Raw genomic sequence first — 17,222 nt, forward strand, 5'->3', positions numbered from 1 at the left:
TGGTTAAGAACAGCTATCAAATATCAGAGGAAGGGATAGGGGCACGGAGGCTTCAGCAGCTCCTTCGTGAGGGGCATGCGCGCCGGTTAGCCCACAACCAGTACCTGAGCACCCTGCGGTGGCAGAAGATGACTCCGGAAGAGAAGCACCTGGCACGGGTCATAGCGTACGCCAAATCTTGCGAAAATCCCGTGTTTACGCATCTGAGTGCCGCCATACTGCACGGGATACCGGTTCTTAAGATCCCGCGCACAGTTCACGTGAGGTCAGTGGCGGGAAGCCCGCACTCAGGCATATCCAGCCACCAAGATCGGCACACGTTAGAGGCTCCCATCACCTACTTCTACGGAGGTGTGAAAGCTACCGATGTGCTCTCTACAGTTATTGGGTGCGCCCGAACTTTACCTCTAGAAGAAGCGCTGGTTGTTGCCGATGGGGCATTGAGCAGGCAACGAAAAAGCAGCCGAGTTACTCGTTCTGCCTTATATGAGGCTCTGACCCATTTGTCGCATAAAGGGTCGGCTAAAGCACGGAGGGTCGCACAGCTGATGAGCGATAAGTCTGATTCACCGGGAGAGACCCTCACACGGTTAAGGTTGCATGAGTTTGGGCTGTACCCCCAGGAACAATACCGGGTGCGAACCGACGCGGGAGAGTATTTTGGCGATTTTGGGTTTGAACAGCAGAAGGTCATCCTCGAATTTGATGGGCGCGTGAAGCAAACAAACCAGGTGATGAATCCTGACGGCTGGGCAATTGACCGCGAGAAAGAGCGGGAGAACGCTCTTTTACGAAAAGGGTGGAGAATTCTGCGGGTGAACTGGCATCACGTAAGTTCTCGCAACCCGGTGGTACTTGAGCAAGCCCTACGAGATTTTGGGTTACTCCACTAGGTGCCCACCCTTCGCATATAGAAGAGTTTTTTGCATTCAGAAGCGATAAGCTCTTCTGAATGCAAAAAACTCTTCTGAATAGAGGCAGGGATGGGCTCAGACAGGGTGACTAGTCAGCCGTGTACTGTTCGCTCAGCTCTGCGGAGCGGGCGGCGCAGGCGCGCATAGCATCCTCGGTGAGATCGAAAAGTCCCTGGTCGATAAAGGTATTGATGGCGCGCTCCGTGGTTCCGTTCGGGCTGGTGACCGCTTTGCGCAGGGCGGCGGCATCCGGGTTACTATCCAGCAGGTACCCTGCTCCCGCAATCGTTGCGGATGCGAGCCTCTGTGCGGTCTCTTCATCCAGACCGAGCTTCACACCGGCACTCGCCATAGTCTCTGCCAGCAGGAACCCGTAGGCGGGGCCGGATCCCGAAACGGCGGTGACCGCATCCATCTGGTCTTCTCGCACCTGCACTACTAGGCCTACGGTCTCTAGGATCTTCTCGGCGAGCGCAAGCTGCTTCTCAGTCACTGCCTCACTCACAGAGATCGCCAGCACGCCTTTACCCACGCTTGAGGGCGTATTGGGCATGCAGCGGATCACCGGCTGCCCCGCAGGAAGAGCCTTCTGCAGCGTATCGAGGGTGACTCCTGCCGCCACCGAAATGACGAGTGCATCCGGGGCGAGAGCGGGCGAAATTTCGCGCGCCAGCTCGACGATTCCATAGGGTTTAACCCCCAACAGCACTACGGATGCGCCGCTGACCGCCTCACGGTTAGCTTCGGGATTGAGCTCGCATCCGATCACGACGGCATCTTGCCCGTTAGGCCCTAACTGATGGCGCAGGCGGTCTATGGAGTTTTTACTGCGCACGGTGGCGCGGATAGCCTCTGCGGGGTATCCGCCCGCGATGAGCCCGGCTGCGATGGAACCGTTCATGGAGCCGGTGCCGAGGAATGCTATATGTTCGGTCATCTTCGATCCTTACTGTCTGCTTCGTTCGTGTCGCGGGGCGCATGCCGCCCGCACCACAGGGTTTGTTATCTAGCATACAGCCCGGCTATTATGAGCCACCTGCGCCCTACTGGGGAGGGGTGGTGGGCTTGCGCGAGAGTAAAATGGGGGTAGGGAGCCCGCGTGTACGTGGTTCTTGGGTTTACGCCCCAGACTGATGCCGCGAGCATCCGAAGAAGCTTGTGCGCACGTGGTTCTGTGCGCCGGGCTGTGGGGTGCGGGTTGCCCCAACCGGCGGGTTGTTGAGCGCTATGGTGCGCGGGAACCTGCGGGCGTTTGTGCACAACATGGTTATGAGGCGCGGCGGCAAGAGAATGATGAGAGCATTTCGGCGTTATACGGTTCTTCTGGCGTGGGTTGTGCTGGTTGGTGTAGCCACGGGGTGCGGGGCTATTGTGCTGCATTGGGTGCTGGGGGTTATTGAGGTTGTGGCGTTCGGCCATGATGAGACGTTGCACCCGATTATTACGTATTATTCTTCTACTCCTCGGCGCGTGGTGGCGCTGGTTGTGGTGGGTTTTTGTGTTGCTGCTACCTGGTATGTGCTGCAGTCTCGGCGGTGGGGTGGCGGGCCGTTGGCTTCGGTGGAGTCTATGGTGCGGGCGCAGTCGTTGGCTGAGCGCCGCCCGGGGTTTGTGCGGCAGGGTGTTCATGCGCTGGTGCAGATTGTGGCGGTGGGTGCGGGCTCGCCGGTGGGTAAGGAGGTTGCCCCGCGTGAGCTGGGTGCGCTGTTTGCGGGGCGTATTGCGGATTGGGGGCGCCTGCCGGAGGGTACGCGGCGCACGCTGGTAGCTTCTGCGGCGGCGGCTGGTTTGGCGGCGGATTATCAGGTTCCGGTTGCGGGTGTGGTGTTTTTGTTTGAGGCGCTGGGGCTGGGCCTGTCGGTGAAGAACGTTCTGGTGGGTGCGTTCACTGTTGGGGTGGCTACTGCGACGGCGCATCTGACGATTTCTGATCAGGCTACGTACCCGGTGGTGCTGGTGCAAACATGCTGGGAGTCGCTTGCGTTGGCGGTGCTGCTGGGTGTGGTGTTGGCCCCCGGCGCCTTGTGGTTTCGGCGGCTTCTGGGGTGGGCGCAGCGGGGTAGGGTCACAAACCGGAGCGTGCTGTGGCGGGTTCCGCTGGTGTTTGCGGCGGTGGGTGTGGTGTCAATGGTGCTGCCGGAGGTGATGGGTAATGGCCGGGCGCTGGTGCAGCAGACGTTTAACCGGGCTGAGCTGGTGGGGTCGTTCACAGTGCCCGCCTTGTTGTACACGCTGGGGTTGTTTGTGGCTAAGGCGGTGCTGGTGGTGGCTGCTTTGCGGCATGGGTCGTATGGTGGCACGCTCACCCCGGGGGTGGCGTTGGGCGCCTCGGGCGGGTTTGTGGTGGCTGGGACGCTGGTGTGTGTTTGCCCGTGGGTTTCGGGGTTTCCGTTGGGGGTGACGGGGTTGTTGAGCGCGGCGGGGGTGCTGGGTGCCGCAGTGTTTTTGGCGTTGTCGATGGATGCTCCGTTGAGTTCTGTGGCGTTGGTGGTTGGTTTTACGGGGCAAAGCTGGGGTGCGTATGTGCCGCTCGCGGTAGCTGTTGGGGTGGCGTGGGGTGTGAAGAGGCTGTGGGAGGCGCACCGCGCCCGGGTGCTTGCGGGGGTGTAGCGTTCGGAAGTTGCGGGGCTGCTGGTGGCTGGCGGCTGGTTTCCGTTACGCTAGACGATGGTTTTTTGGGGTGCATGGGTGGCCCACAGTGTAATGCGTCATAGCAGCTGATACGGGAGTCAAAGGGGTACAAGTGACTTTGGGCAGGGGGCCGTGAAGCTCGGCGGGATGCAGCGTACGCGGCTCTGATGGGCGGTGATTTGGCGGGGCGTTTGGGTGCAGTGTATGCGCTGGTGGAGCTTGCGGATGAGTGGCTGGGTGAGGTGTCCCTGCCGGTGGGTGTGCGCCGCGGGCACGTTCAGGGGGTGATTGACCGGTTGTGCGCGTATCTTCGTTCCCCGCTCAATACTGCAGCCGACAATGGGCCTGCTGGTGAGAGTTCCGGGGCGCAGGGGCGCATCCAGCGGGCTATTGTGGAGGAGATTCACCGCCGGGTGCAGCACCCGGTAGCTTCCGCTGAGGGCGCTTCCCTGGCGGGCGCGTGGTCGGGTTTTGCGTTCAATTTTTCGGGCGCGGTTTTTGTGTGCACCGTGAATTTCACCGGTTCACGCTGGGAGCATGAGGTAGATTTCAGCGACTGTATTTTTATGCGTGACGCTCTTTTCTCGTGTTCCGCCTTTGCGGGTACCGCCAACTTCGCCCATTCCTCCTACCGCGCTCTGGCGGATTTCAGCGAGTCCCTCTACCAGGACGCGGCGTATTTTGGCGGCTGCACATGGGGCGGGGCCGCCAACTTCTCGGGATGTACTTTCCGTGCTGGCGCCTACTTCTTGGGGTGCCGCTACGGGGCAGATACCGTCTTTACCGACTGCTTCTTCGCCAGTACGGTGGTGATGATGTACAGCGCCTACCGCGGCGCGTTTACCGCCACCGGGTGCACATTCGCTGGGGATGCCGACCTGAGCTCTTCAGCATACTACGGTCCTGCTAGCCTGCGCGGGTGCGTGTTCCTCGCGGATGCGTGGTTTGGCGGCGGCTCATGGGGTGACCGCACCGTCTTTTCGGGGTCGGTCTTTGAGGGGGCGGCTGATTTTAGCGGCGCCGCGTACCTGGCGGACGCCATTTTTACCGACGCAGTTTTTGTGAACTGCGCCCCATCGCTGCGCGGGTGCGTTTTCTCGCCCCGCAGCGTGCAGGAGTTCACCCGCACCCCCGAGCAGGGGCACCCCATTGTGTTAGATGGCGGCCTCCCGGTGGGGTCGCATATGCTCACCCCGGGCCAGCTGGCCCGGTTAGCTAAACTGCGGCAGAAGGTGACGCAACGGCGTGAACAGCTCGCGGATAAACCGGCTGGTTCGGCCGCGCACTGGCGGGCGGCGCGGCGGCTGGAGCAGGCGCATGAGGCATTCGCTAGGTGGGCGCACGGGCTCACAGCAGACTGATGCGGCACAGCAAACCGGGGTACACTAAAGCAATCAACCTACATAGATTTATCGATACCGTCTCAAGAACTGCACGAACCATAACAAGACACAGACCTTTCACCGGAAGAACACCCCATCATGCACCCTGTTACGCCTTCCCCGTCGAGCCCTCGCCCCGGAGCAACTGCGCACCTTTCTGTGAGCCACCAGCAGCGGCATGACCGGTACACGGCTGCCCTCGCTCTTTTGGGCAGCCCTGAGGCGATTATCCGGCTGGGTGGGGCGCTCGCCCTCGTGGAGCTGGCTGATGACTGGCTCACCGATGAGACCGACCCTCAGGAGCACGGGCGCCGCAAGGCGCAGACGATTATCACCACCCTGTGCGCCTATATTTGTTCCCCGTTCCAGCTCGCCCACGACTATGAGCGGCTTATGGGCGATCAGCCGCAGGGTTTGACCCCGCAGCAGGCGCGCCGGTTCCGGGCCGAGAAAACCGAGCTGGCGGCTGAGGCGCAGGTGCGTGGGCGCATCCTGACTGAGATTCACGACCGGGTGCGCTGGGAACCGTCCGATGGCGGGCAGCCCGCCACGAATACGGCCCCGGACCCGGATAAGGTTACCGCCGGGTTGTGGTCGCACCTGAGGTTTGATTTTTCGGGGGCTGTCTTTTTCTACCCCGTGGATTTCACCCAGTCGTATTGGGGTGCGGGCGCGAATTTTCGGGGGTGCACGTACCGCGACCAGGCGCGTTTTACCCGCTCCATTTACGGGGCCGATGCCCTGTTTGACCGTTCTGTGTACCACGGTGAGGCGTTTCTGAGCGATTCGGTGTACCGTGCGGGGGCTGGCCTGAGCGAATGCGTCTGGGGTTCTGATGCGCGCCTGGTGGGGTGCGTGTATGAGGGGAACGTTAATTTGAGCGCCTGCACGTGGGAGGGCGCCGCGTATCTGAGCAGCTGCACCTATTACGGGTACACGTACCTGGCTGATTCCGTGTACCGTGGGGACGCCGATTTTTGGCAGAGCACTTTCTACGGCACTGCGAACCTGGAGCACTGCACCTATTATCGGGAGGCGAGGTTTGAGGATTCTATCTACCACAGTGCCGCGTACCTGGGGGATTCGGTGTTCCGCCGCACCGCTAACCTGGCGTTCACCGTCTACTGGGGTGCGGCGCATTTTGGCGGGTGCGTATTTGCGGGGCAGGCGTGGCTGGATAACTGCGTATGGTTCGGCGGGGCCGACTTTTCGGGAGTGAAGTTTAAGAAGAAAACCGATTGTGAGGAGACTCGCCTGCTGGGGGCCGCCGATTTTTCAGGTGCATCTTTCGCACGGGTTCCGGCGTTCACTGACGGTGTTTTTAACGCTGCCGCAGAGAACCTGTTTGAGGTTTCGACGAAGAGCAAGCAGCCACTGCCTTTAGCGGACGGGCTCCCGCAGGGGGCGCGGGCCCTGACCGCCACCGAGCGGCAGGTGCTTGCTGAGCGGCTGCAGGCTGCCGGGGCGGGGCGTGAGACCAATGCGCGGGAGTTTGAGCAGCCCCGCTCTGAGCTGATCCGCTGGGTTCGCTATGAGGTCGCCGGCACCCCGGATGAGGCTGAGGCAGATTCTGCGGGCGTGTTCACTGAGGCGGCTTAGCTCCATTATGGTGTTGCCCGCTTCCGTGGAGGCTGACCGCCTCACTAGGTTCACGGTCGCCGCCGCTGCCTTGCAGGATGCGCAGGTTGCGGCGCGGCGGGAGGCCGCAGAAGTACTCATTGGGGTGGCCGATGAGTGGCTGGCTGATGCTTCGGTGCCGCGCAAGCAGCGCCTCCGGCAGGCACAGGCCGCCATTAATGCGCTCTGCATGTATATTCGTTCCCCGTTTCGATGGGCTAAACGGTATCAGCGCCTCACCCACGGTACGGTGCGGCGTTCATGGTCCGCGCAGAAGAAGCGCCGCTTGCGGGCCTCTTTGGAGGCTTTCCGAGCCGAGGCGCACCTGCGGGGCGGTATTCTGAGGGCCATTGCTGCGCGCCTGCGCACCCCCGATACGGTACCGGTATCGGGTGGGAAAACGCCGCAGCAGCACGGGGGTGCGCCGGGTTCGTGGTCGGCGCTCACCTATGATTTCAGCGGCGCAGTGTTCTTCTACCCGGTTAATTTTTCGGGGGCGTACTGGGGCCGGAGGGCGGTTTTTGAGGGGTGCGTGTTTTATGGTTCCGCCGATTTTTCGGGCGGGTTTTTCCACCGGAAGGCACGCTTTGCCGGGTGCGCCTGGCGGGGTGAAGTGAGTTTTGAGCGGTGCATGTTTAACCGTGTGGCGGACTTCTCCCAGGGGCACTATAAGGGGCCGGTTAACCGGCGTTTTTGCACCTATGGTAATGAGGCGTGGCTTCACGACTCAACGCATAAGAATACGGTTGATTATAGTGGCAGCATCTACCGTGGGTGGGCCAGTTTTGCCGATAACACGTACCGCGCAGATGCGGTGTTTAGCGGCTGCCTCTACCACCGGGATGCCATGTTTCAGGGGTCCCGGTACGGTGGCCGGGCGGCGCTGGATCACTGCACCTATGAGGGGGCGGCGTTCATGCGGGAGTGCGTGTATGAGCGGGACGCCGATATGAGCGGCTGCACCTACTACGGGCGGGCTGCGGCTACTGAGTGCCCGGGTGAGCAGGCGCGGTTCGATGCCAGCGTGTACTACGGGGACGTGACCCATGCGGGTTCGGTGTTCTGCCATCACCCGGATTTTACGTGCTCCGCCTATTACGGTTGCGCTGATTTTGGAGGCTGCGTGTACCGGCGCGGGCTGTCGGTGTCGGGGTCGGCGTTCCACGGCCCGGTTAATTTTGGCGGCTCGGAGTGCGGTAAAAAGTCGTACTGCACCAGCTCGGTGTTTACAGGGCCTGTGGCGCTGACCGGGACGGTGTTTCGCAAGAAGGTCATATTTGAGGAGTCCGCGTTTTTAGCCTCGACGGATTTTAGTGCCGCCGATTTTAGCGGCGGGATTCCGGGGTTCACGGAGTGTATCTTTACCCCGGGTGAGCAGTATGCTTTCCCGCAGCCGGTGACCTCTCCCCCACCGGGGTCGCGGCTGCTTGCCCTCTGGGAGGTTCGCAGGCTCGACTATTTCCGGCAGCAGGTTCAGGCGTTCACCCACCCGGCGGCTGATGACCCGGAGGTGCTTGAGGCTGCCCGCCAGCGGGTGCGGGTTCTCAAGAAGCAGCTGCACGCCTGGGTTTTCGCCATGCAAGACCCGCGCTACCAGCATCCCGGGTTTGAAAAGATCAGAGGAATATAGCTGTGCTCTCAACCGCCCGACCCAGGTTATCAATACGGTGACTTGGGAATATACCTGTGATATTGGGAAATATCCATTACATTATTGATACCGGGCATACAGTTATGCCTTTTGGGCGGTTAACTCTTCGATAGAGAATGAGCCTCTAAAACCCCAACCATTGATCCCATATTTCATATGCAGTACTTCACTAACGGCTTTTTACTGCACCCATGCTTGCCCGCTGCCGCCCCTACACGCGTAAACACCCGTAATACCAGTGCCCCATGCCACAATCTTTACATGAGTGTTACATTCACCCCGGCCACCAGTGGCACATATCATAAAACATTATTTTAGTATTCTCACCATTGATAAAAAATACATTTTACCCCTCATATTTTTGAATATTTTCCCCATAACTTTTAATAAACGTATTCGGTGATGGCTCTGCCACCGCACCCGTCACCGGCCCGCGGCAGCTGTTCTGCCGCCACCGCACCCCACGAGCACACCCGCCGTACCGTGATAATATCGGGGCAAAAAGCGCATAATATGCTCGCTGATAGGCCAACGGCGCGCCCGCACCAGTCACCGTGCAGACTACACCCGCCCATCTGAACAACCCTAAAAATACGGCATGTCAACAGCCAGAAACCGCCCCCGTATTAAATAGTAAAAGCTTTGTTCTGGTCACCGTACCGGCCGTCTATTATTTGTTTTCTGCAGATATTCGCTGCGCATTATACTCATCTATTTTCGTTATTAGTGTGTGCGTTGCCCGGCACGCCTCGGGTATGCTGAAAGCCTACACCCAGCCACGCATCTTTTTACGCAGGAGTAAACCATGAATACACCCAGCTCGTCGCTTGGCGACTCTCGTCTTCTTGAGGATGCGCTGCGGCACGATAGGTACGCAGCGGCGGCAAGCCAGCTTGGGGATGTTCAGCCCATTACCCGTATGAGCGCCGTACTGGCGCTTATTGAGCTTGCCGATGAGTGGCTGCAGGCGGTGCACCTGACGAAAACCCAGCGCCGCCGCAAAGCGCAGACCGTCATTGACATGCTGTGTTCCTATGTGCGTTCCCCGTTCCCCCTGGCGGCTGAGCAGAAACGCCTGCTGGGGGATGCCCCCGAAGACCTGGAGCAGATGCGTCGGTTCCGTGCGGAGCAGGCCGAGCTTGAGGCCGAGATTCAGGTGCGTGAACGTATCCTCTCTGAGATTCATGACAGGGTGCGCTGGCAGCTGCGGGACGGTGCGGGCGGTTCCCGTCGGGTTCCGGCTGAGGCCGATATGCTCACCGGCGCCTGGTCGCGTCTTTCCTACAATTTTTCGGGTGCCACGTTCTTCTACCCCGTGGATTTTAGCGAGTCGGCGTGGGGTGAGAAGGTGTCGTTCCGTGGGTGCACGTACCGTTTTGACGCAGATTTCGGGGCGTCCCTGTATGCCGCCGATGCCGTGTTTAGCGGCTCTAAGTACGGTGAGCAGGTGCGTTTTAGCGATTCCATCTACCGCGGGTATGTGAGCTTCGCCGGTTCAACCTACGGGGGTGAGGCTCGGTTTGAGGATTCTCAGTACGATGGGGACGTCGATTTCTTCGGCTCAACCTACCGCGGCAGCGTCACGTTCGCCAATGCCTCCTATGAGAGGCGGGTGCGCCTGAGCGGCTCCACTTACGGCCTGCACGCCGATTTGAGCGGGTGCGTGTACCGTGACCAGGCGCTTTTGAGCGGGTGCGTGTATGCGGCGGATGTGAGCCTGCGCGAGTGCCAGTACCGGGGTAATATCGCGGATTTCAGCGGGTGCGTGTACCGTGAGAACGCCGATTTGGCGGGCTCTATCTATGAGGGTGCCACCGATTTTTCGCAGTCGGTGTGGCACGGTAAGGCCCGCCTGACGGGGTGCATGTATTTCAAGAACGTGAACTTTGCCAGCTCCACCTACCGTGAGCGCGCCGATTTTGGCGGTTCAACATTTAACCGGGACACCGATTTCAGCGGCTCCACCTACCAGAAGGCGGTTGTGCTGGGTGATAGCGTATACGGCGGGCAGACAAACCTGAGCGGGTGCACCTACCTGATGGGCGCGTACCTTTCGGGGAATACCTACCGAGGTAATGTGAACCTGAGCCGTTGCTGCTACCGGGGCGACGCCGATTTTAGCGAGTCCACCTATGAGGGCTCGGCCGTGTTTGAGGCGTGCGACTACCAGGGGTACACCTACTTTAACGAGTGCCTGCACCGTGGGTTTGTTTCGTTCAGCGGCTCCACCTACGCGAATTACACGAATTTTTATGAGTCGATTTACTGCGGTAAGGCGAATTTGGGCGGGTGCGTGTATAAGAAGTACCCGGATTTTAGCAGCGCCGCATATTTTGGGGATGTGACGGTGGCGGGCGCACGGTTCTCGGAGCAGGCCCCTTCGTTTGCCGGGTGCGTGTTTAACCCGGATCGGGCGAATGATTTTACGACCGCTGACGAAAGCGAGTACAGCATTAAACTGGTGGACGGCTACCCCGAGAATGCGCGGGTGCTGACTGTCTCTGAGCTGGAGCATCTAGCGAATGTGGGCCCGGAGGATAAAGGGTTCACGCGGTGGGTACGCGGCCTTAACTCCCCGAAGGAGGAGGCACAGCCGGTAGCGGTGTAGTCTCAGGTGCACCGCGTGCATGCTCCCGCATGTGAATATGTGGGTGTGTGTCTGTTGTGCCGGTGATGGGCGAGCGCCTGCTATTTGTGCACGCATATGCTAAATGTTTGCTCCCCGTTGCCGGGTTGCCCGACCTGTTGAGAGAGGCACCGTATGAGACCCGCAGCCCAGTATCCCAATTCAGCCCAGCCCTCGGGCGTGCAAAGCGTGGGTGTGGGGCGCGGGCAGAGGCGTATCGCGGCGACCGGCCAGCTCAGTAGTGCTGATGCCGATACTCGGCTGGCTGGGGTGCTGGCTCTCATAGAGCTGGCTGATGAATGGCTCGCCACCCCAGCCGCAGACCAGATCACCAGCAAGCACCCCAACCCAAACCAGCCTGCCCGTGAGGCACAGGCAATTATTCACGAGCTCTGCGCCTATATCCGCTCCTCCTTTCCACTAGTGAGTGAGTACCGGCGGCTTGCTGGTTCTGCCCACACCGACCCACAAGCGCACCTAAAAATGCAGCAAATACGGGATAAGCTATCACCTGAGGCTCGGGTTCGTGAACGTATTCTTGCTGAGGTGTCTGCCCGGGTATCCCGCCTGGGTGCCGTCGGAGATGGGCCTGCCTCCGGACCGTGGTCCTGGCTAGTTTTTGATTTTTCGGGTGCCGTATTTTTCTACCCGGTTCGTTTGGCGGGGTGTTATTGGGCGCAACCGCTCAATTTTAGCGAATGCTCATTCTGTGAAGAGGTTGATGCTAGCGGCTCTGTTTTCGCCCAAGACGCAGATTTTAGCGCCTACGAGTACCATTCCTCGGCCGATTTTAGAGATATTCACTGCCGCGGTGCGGCGGTTTTTAGCTACTGTGATTTCTATGGTCGTACGGTTTTCACCGGTGCCAGGTATGATGCGCAGGCTGATTTTGACGGTATTACCTGCCATGCTGCTGCGGACTTTAGCCGGTGTCTTTACCGTGGTGCCGCGAATTTTCTTACCAGCACGTATGTGGGGCCAGTTGATTTTAGCGGCAGCACCTATCTGGCAGATGCGCACTTTGGGGATTCTGTGTACTACAACCGTGTGGATTTTAGCCGCTGCGTTTACCGAGGCCCGGCGATTTTCAGTCATAGCCTCTATGAGGGCCCTGTTCGGCGCGAGAGGTGTCTGTATGATCAGGACGCTGATTTTCAGGCGTGTGTTTATCGCTCTACGGTGGCGGCTTCGCATAGTACGTACGGCGGTTCTGCCAATTTTTCGGGGTCTGTGTGGGCGGACGAGACCAGCTGAGGCGGGGCTACCGGGCAGATGACAGGAACTAAGGCTGTTATGGAGGAAATATTGTGAGGCAGCATCAGGAGCACATACCCGCTGAACGGCAGATCAGGTTTGCGCAGGCCGCATCCCAGCTATCTGATGCTGAGGCCGATACTCGGCTGGCTGGGGCGCTGGCCCTTATAGAGCTGGCTGATGAATGGCTCGCCAGCCCAGCCGCAGCAGACAGCCTCGCCGCAGATCAACCTGCCCGTGAGGCGCAGGCGATTATTCACGAGCTCTGCGCCTATATCCGCTCCCCCTTCCCGGCGGGTAGCACCTCAAGCCGCACAGAGTTGGCGCAGTACTATATGCGTCTGCTCGGTGACGTCCCGGAGGGCCTGTCCCGCACGCAGCGTGAGCAGTTTCAGGCGGAGAAATCCGCCCTGACGGTTGAGGCGCTGGTACGCGGGTGCATCCTTGAGGCTATCCATGACCGATTCGTGCAGGAGTCAGACTACGGCACTCCCCCGTGCACCGGGGGCACCCCCGATCGGCAGGAGGCGGAGGGCAACCGGTGGTCGGGGCTGGATTATGATTTTTCGGGTGCCGTATTTTTCTACCCGGTACTGTTGAAGGCGTCATATTGCACGGGAGAAATGGCTTTTAGGGACTGCATTTTCCTGGAAGAAGCCTGCTTTAGCCATGCGTATTTTGCTCAGTGCACCGATTTTTCTGGTGCAGCATATTATGGTGACGCCTCTTTTGGTTTTTCGTCGTTTAAGGGTGGGGCGCGGTTTGACCGGTGCACGTTCGGGGCGCTGGCTGAGTTTACAGACACCTACTACGGCGGCGATGCCTCGTTCAGGGGGTGCACCTATAAGGGGCTGGCCCTGTATGATGAGTCCACCTACTGCGGTACGGTGGCTGATTTCAGTAATAGCGTGTATTGTGCGGGTGCCGAGTTCGGCGGTGCCGGGTATGACTGCCCTGCCATATTCAGCGGATCCGTTTTTGAGGGCGCCGCATATTTTAGGTTTGGCCGGTACGCTGATACGGTTCGTCACGATGGGTGCTTCTACGCGGCTGCAGCCGATTTCAGCTATTCTGTCTGCTGGGCTGATGCGGATTTTTCAGGCTCCGCTTTTGCTCAGGGAACCAGTTTTACCGGGTGTGAATATTATGGTGCCGCGCATTTTTCGGACTGTTCTTTTACTGGCGGTACGGTCAATTATTCTGGCTCCATATATGCGGCGGAGGTGTCTTTTAGTAACTCAACGTGTGGCGAGAGCACCGGCTCCGTTATTTTTGATGCTTCGGGTTTCTTCGATGGTGTGCTCTTTACCAGTGTTGGCTGGGGGAATGCTTCTGTCTCTTTTACGGGCTGCGTCTTTAACCCGTCGTCCCGGAATGTTTTTACTAACCGGGGTGCTGCCCAGTCCCCTGTCCGGTTTAGTGGGAAACTTCCGCTGGGTGCTCGCGCGCTGGCGTTCGATGAACTTGATGAGCTCCAGGAGCACCGGCAGGCGCTTCACCCCACGGCTTTTGTGGCCCCGGCCAGCCCCGGCCCGGCTGCGGAGTATGCGCACCTGCCGCACCGGGTCTCTGAGGAGGCGGTGGAAGAGTTCGCCCGCTGGGCGCGTGAGCTTATTGGTGAGGATTAGCTGTACTTGCGCATAAACCGGAGGTGCTCATGGCGGAGGGCCTCTAGCGGACAGAAAATATGGGCTTGCACCGCCTCGGTGAGGGCCTGCACGGCCTGCGGGGAGTCTGGGCCGTTGGCGTGTATCTGCGGGTAGGCAGCGTAAATGCCTTCACGTATCTGTTGGTCCGCTAGCCGGTATTCACAAACATTTTGAAATAGAATAGGCAGTACAGGCCGGTCAAAGGCGGTTAGATGAAGCCACTCTAAACGCCCTTGATATCGTGGCGGCAGGGGCAGCCATCCGTTTGCCGTGTAAGTGAATCGCTCTTTGACTTGTAAAGAGAAAGAGTCAGAATCGTCCTCAGCGCAAGAATCCAATATATAGTCAATGAGGGCATCGGATGGGTCATCGGGAAGTATGCAGTAGCATACATCGTCGCTTAGGAGGGTTGCTTCCTGAACAAGTACGGCTGCGGGCACCGCATTGGCACCTTTCAAAGATAAGGATGCCTCTAATGCATTGAGTTTTTCTAACGCCCTGTCCATGATCGGAACGTTACGGTGCGTCAGGTTTGTGCGTATTGTCCGTACCACCTTTTGCGCATACTCATACCAGCTGAAATATGTTTCTGCAGTCAGATGTTTTTCCATCTCCTCTATGTACTGTAGCGCTGGTTTTATAAGGTGTGCGGCGGCATCGGAGTACATATCAGCTTGAAGACAAAGGTGCCACAGCTGCTCCGTCTGGCCGGGTGCATCATTGCCGTATTTGCTTTCATCCAGCCTTCTGTCTGCCCACTCGCTGAGGGTGAGGGCGCGGTGGGCGAGCTCTTGGGCTGCCGCAGCGTACGTAATGAATGTCGGCGGCACTGTAGCAGTCGGGGTGCCTGCGCGCCCGAGGGCAGCTGCGGTGGTTCTCGCCCCCGCCACTCGATGCTGAAGCGCCCGCGCGTCCTCTGTTAGCTGCTGCGCACGGTGTGTTTGTTTCTCGCATGCCCGCGCAATACTGTCCCGCTGGGATGACCCACCAAACGGAGGGACAGCGCGCATACCGTCTAAGACTGTCAGGGCGGACCCCAGGCAGTGGGCCACTTTTCTCATGGCATCTAGCAGGCTGGGGGGATCAGAGAAAACAGGACGGTCTACAAAAATGCGATAGTAGTCTATATATCCGCTGGCTACTACCCGTTTAATCTGTGTGTGCTCCATAACCTCGGGGAAAAAACTCTCAATAATGGCAGATTGCAGGGGTGATTCCGCCATATGCTGCAGCTGCAGCCGTGCGCGTGCAGCGGCAGTCAGTAGCCGTGAGCAGTCGTTTTCACTCGGGTACTCTACGTTCATGGCTTTCCCTATTATGTGGAAGCGGATTCGGGTGTGTCCCAGGGTACCAGCCGTTCCTGGGTACGGTACCGGTTTGGCGGGCTGTCCTTAATAGGGCGTGTGATGAGGTTTCTGCGCCTATTGAGCCGATCGTGCCCTGACGGTTGGGGCGGCCCTGATGGTGCCACGGGGTGACGGTGCAGCCATTTCTAATGCTCTGTGAGTATGTGTTATCGGATAAAAACAGTGACGAATGACCGGTTTTATTCTGCCCATCTCATAAATATTTGAAGCATAAAAATTCTATATATACCCATATTCACCCCTATAAAATGAAGTTTTATCTGCATAGAAAATCTTTACTTCGGTTTTATGTGCGCTCGCATATTCCTTGGGATGCAGCATTGGGCAAGCTGCGGATAAACCTCAGCGTTCCTTCAGCTAGCGCTTTTCCCCCATTGGCAACGGTATACTTACTTATACCCGACAAGTAGAGAGGCCAGTTGCGATGGAGCCGCAGAATCCAAGCGAGAGCACACCGTCAACCCTGCCCGCACCCACTAATATGATTCCGATTGTGAGGGTGCCGGGCGTTCAAACGGCGGCGGAAAAAGCAGCAGCTAAAAAACGTAAAACCCAAAACCTGGTGAAATACCTGGCGGTGGGCAGAACTCTCTACACGGTTATTCCTTTGGCGCTTTTCTTTTTATTGGTTGAGCGCCGCGCTATCACTATTGACGCGTTCCCCGATCTGCTCTCCCCAGTGGGGCTTTTCCTTCTGCTGTATGTGCTGTTTGAGATACTGAGTGTGCTGTGGTTTAACAGCGGAAAACAGCCAGCATTTATTGCCCTATTGGGCCGCTACCTGGCTGGCGTTGTGCTCTCCGTGGTGTTTATGAGCATTGTGCTCCAGTTCATGCCGTGGTCACAGAACCTGCGGGAAACCTTCGTGGGGTGGTGGACGATCACCGTGCCGTTTGCCGAGCTGATTACCAGCGGGTTCCTGTTCTATTTGACGTTTAAGAATTTTCCAAAGACAGCCGCAGCCCCGGAGCACACACAGTTCTGGCAGGACGAAGAGGAAGAGTAGAGGTCGTTCTGCGCCCATCGCAGGAGGCGGAGTTCTGCCAGGTAACCAACCCACCCGCAGGGTCTGCTGGTGCAGATTCCGCCTTCTTTGATGTAACGCACCCGTGAAGGGTTGGTTTGTAACATATCGTCATATAACCCAGCATATTGTTCATATATTGGACACCTCTTTCTGCCCTCTTGGAGGGCCTTCCCGTCAAAACACGTTCAAAGTTTTGAGGGTTAACCCCCAGTTTTTGGCGTCATTATTAGACAGTTGGGGCTTCTTGGCGCTTACCGGGTAGAAAAAGAAGGCCCATTTTTGGCTTGTCCCACACAGCAACCTATTCGCTTTTTCGTGTTGTTCCGCGTCATAGCAATATAAAGATTTGATAAATCATCCGAAAGTATGACAGTTTTCAAAAAACCTTAGAGTATGCTGGAAATTCGACTAACTGAGGAAGCACGCAATGAGCAATAGCGCAACACAGGTAAGAACAGCCCAGATCGGTGGTGGCCGTATCAGCGACGGCCCGGCGAACCTGCGAGCCTCGTTCAGCGCTTCCAAGGTTTCGGCGGGTCACCGTACCACCTCCCCCAAGATACTGTCAGTCCTGTACACGGCGCGCGTGATTGGGTTGGCATTACCGTACGTATTTACGTTTGCAGCGGTGCTGGGTGGAGACCTTTATTCGCAGTGGGCACACGTGATGTTCCACCCGATTGGGCAGTTCATGCTGGCGTATGCACTGGCGCATGTGACCGCCAATATTTGTTTCAACTTCCGCCGCGGCGGCGCCCTGGTTCGCACCGTAAATGGTGTGGGCGCGGTGCTGTGTGTGGCGGTCTCTCCCCTGTGGGTGAACTTGATAATGTCAGGGGCTAATTCGCCGGATGCGTTGTGGGCGCTGATTGGTGTTCCCCTGGAATTCGCGGCGTGCATTGGATACTACGTGTACACCGCACGGAGGATTGGGTAGAGTCCTCCATAATCCCATAGAGAAAAGTTGAGCACCCGGTGTTTGTTGGTTCCGCCGGGTGCTCAACCACGTTTACGGGTACACGCGCATAGTTTTCACATTCTGCACCAAGAAATCCATGGTATTGCTGATCGGCTGCGGTAGGGTGAAGGGGCACGCCCCAACCA

At 58.4% G+C, this 17,222-nt stretch carries 12 protein-coding genes; 10 read left to right on the forward strand and 2 right to left on the reverse strand.

Going from position 1 to position 17,222, the window contains the following annotated elements:
* Positions 1 to 353 precede the first annotated feature (353 nt).
* The gene (locus tag D8M23_RS12130) at positions 354 to 893 is read left to right on the forward strand and encodes a DUF559 domain-containing protein (protein WP_238693790.1); all 540 of its coding nucleotides are present in this window, start codon (positions 354 to 356) and stop codon (positions 891 to 893) included.
* Positions 894 to 1,002: 109 nt separating this feature from the next.
* On the opposite strand, the gene proC is transcribed toward D8M23_RS12130, so the two are convergent.
* Positions 1,003 to 1,851, reverse strand: coding sequence for a pyrroline-5-carboxylate reductase (gene proC / locus D8M23_RS06540; protein WP_126854148.1), 849 nt, complete (start codon positions 1,849 to 1,851; stop codon positions 1,003 to 1,005).
* Positions 1,852 to 2,204: 353 nt separating this feature from the next.
* Here proC and D8M23_RS06545 point away from each other — a divergent pair, with 353 nt between their 5' ends.
* The 7 genes from D8M23_RS06545 to D8M23_RS06575 all read left to right on the forward strand — a co-directional run bounded on the left by D8M23_RS06545 (position 2,205) and on the right by D8M23_RS06575 (position 13,703).
* The gene (locus D8M23_RS06545; protein ID WP_126854149.1) at positions 2,205 to 3,524 is read left to right on the forward strand and encodes a chloride channel protein; all 1,320 of its coding nucleotides are present in this window, start codon (positions 2,205 to 2,207) and stop codon (positions 3,522 to 3,524) included.
* 188 nt (positions 3,525 to 3,712) lie between these two features.
* Positions 3,713 to 4,906 carry a pentapeptide repeat-containing protein gene (locus tag D8M23_RS06550; RefSeq protein ID WP_126854150.1) on the forward strand — a complete coding sequence of 398 codons (1,194 nt, stop codon included), beginning with the start codon at positions 3,713 to 3,715 and terminating at the stop codon, positions 4,904 to 4,906.
* Between the two features lie 180 nt (positions 4,907 to 5,086).
* The gene (locus D8M23_RS06555) at positions 5,087 to 6,526 is read left to right on the forward strand and encodes a pentapeptide repeat-containing protein (protein WP_126854151.1); all 1,440 of its coding nucleotides are present in this window, start codon (positions 5,087 to 5,089) and stop codon (positions 6,524 to 6,526) included.
* A gap of 7 nt (positions 6,527 to 6,533) precedes the next feature.
* Positions 6,534 to 8,174: a pentapeptide repeat-containing protein gene (locus D8M23_RS06560; RefSeq protein WP_161971656.1), complete on the forward strand. Its 1,641-nt coding sequence runs from the start codon at positions 6,534 to 6,536 to the stop codon at positions 8,172 to 8,174.
* A gap of 826 nt (positions 8,175 to 9,000) precedes the next feature.
* Positions 9,001 to 10,803, forward strand: coding sequence for a hypothetical protein (locus D8M23_RS06565; RefSeq protein WP_126854153.1), 1,803 nt, complete (start codon positions 9,001 to 9,003; stop codon positions 10,801 to 10,803).
* A gap of 153 nt (positions 10,804 to 10,956) precedes the next feature.
* Entirely contained in the window at positions 10,957 to 12,075 is a 1,119-nt protein-coding gene (locus D8M23_RS06570) for a pentapeptide repeat-containing protein (RefSeq protein ID WP_126854154.1), read from the forward strand.
* A 53-nt stretch (positions 12,076 to 12,128) separates the two neighbouring features.
* Complete coding sequence (locus D8M23_RS06575; protein WP_037232456.1) at positions 12,129 to 13,703, forward strand: pentapeptide repeat-containing protein; 1,575 nt, start codon at positions 12,129 to 12,131, stop codon at positions 13,701 to 13,703.
* Here the strand turns inward: D8M23_RS06575 and D8M23_RS06580 are convergent.
* The gene (locus D8M23_RS06580; protein WP_126854155.1) at positions 13,700 to 15,028 is read right to left on the reverse strand and encodes a hypothetical protein; all 1,329 of its coding nucleotides are present in this window, start codon (positions 15,026 to 15,028) and stop codon (positions 13,700 to 13,702) included. The genes D8M23_RS06575 and D8M23_RS06580 overlap by 4 nt on opposite strands.
* Before the next feature lie 487 nt (positions 15,029 to 15,515).
* Between D8M23_RS06580 and D8M23_RS06585 the strand changes: the two genes are divergently transcribed.
* Both D8M23_RS06585 and D8M23_RS06590 read left to right on the forward strand, forming a co-directional pair.
* Entirely contained in the window at positions 15,516 to 16,097 is a 582-nt protein-coding gene (locus tag D8M23_RS06585; RefSeq protein ID WP_006888034.1) for a hypothetical protein, read from the forward strand.
* Between the two features lie 448 nt (positions 16,098 to 16,545).
* Complete coding sequence (locus D8M23_RS06590) at positions 16,546 to 17,055, forward strand: hypothetical protein (protein ID WP_006888276.1); 510 nt, start codon at positions 16,546 to 16,548, stop codon at positions 17,053 to 17,055.
* Positions 17,056 to 17,222: the final 167 nt, after the last annotated feature.

This window comes from Rothia sp. HSID18067 (assembly GCF_003989445.1).
GTDB lineage: Bacteria > Actinomycetota > Actinomycetes > Actinomycetales > Micrococcaceae > Rothia > Rothia aeria.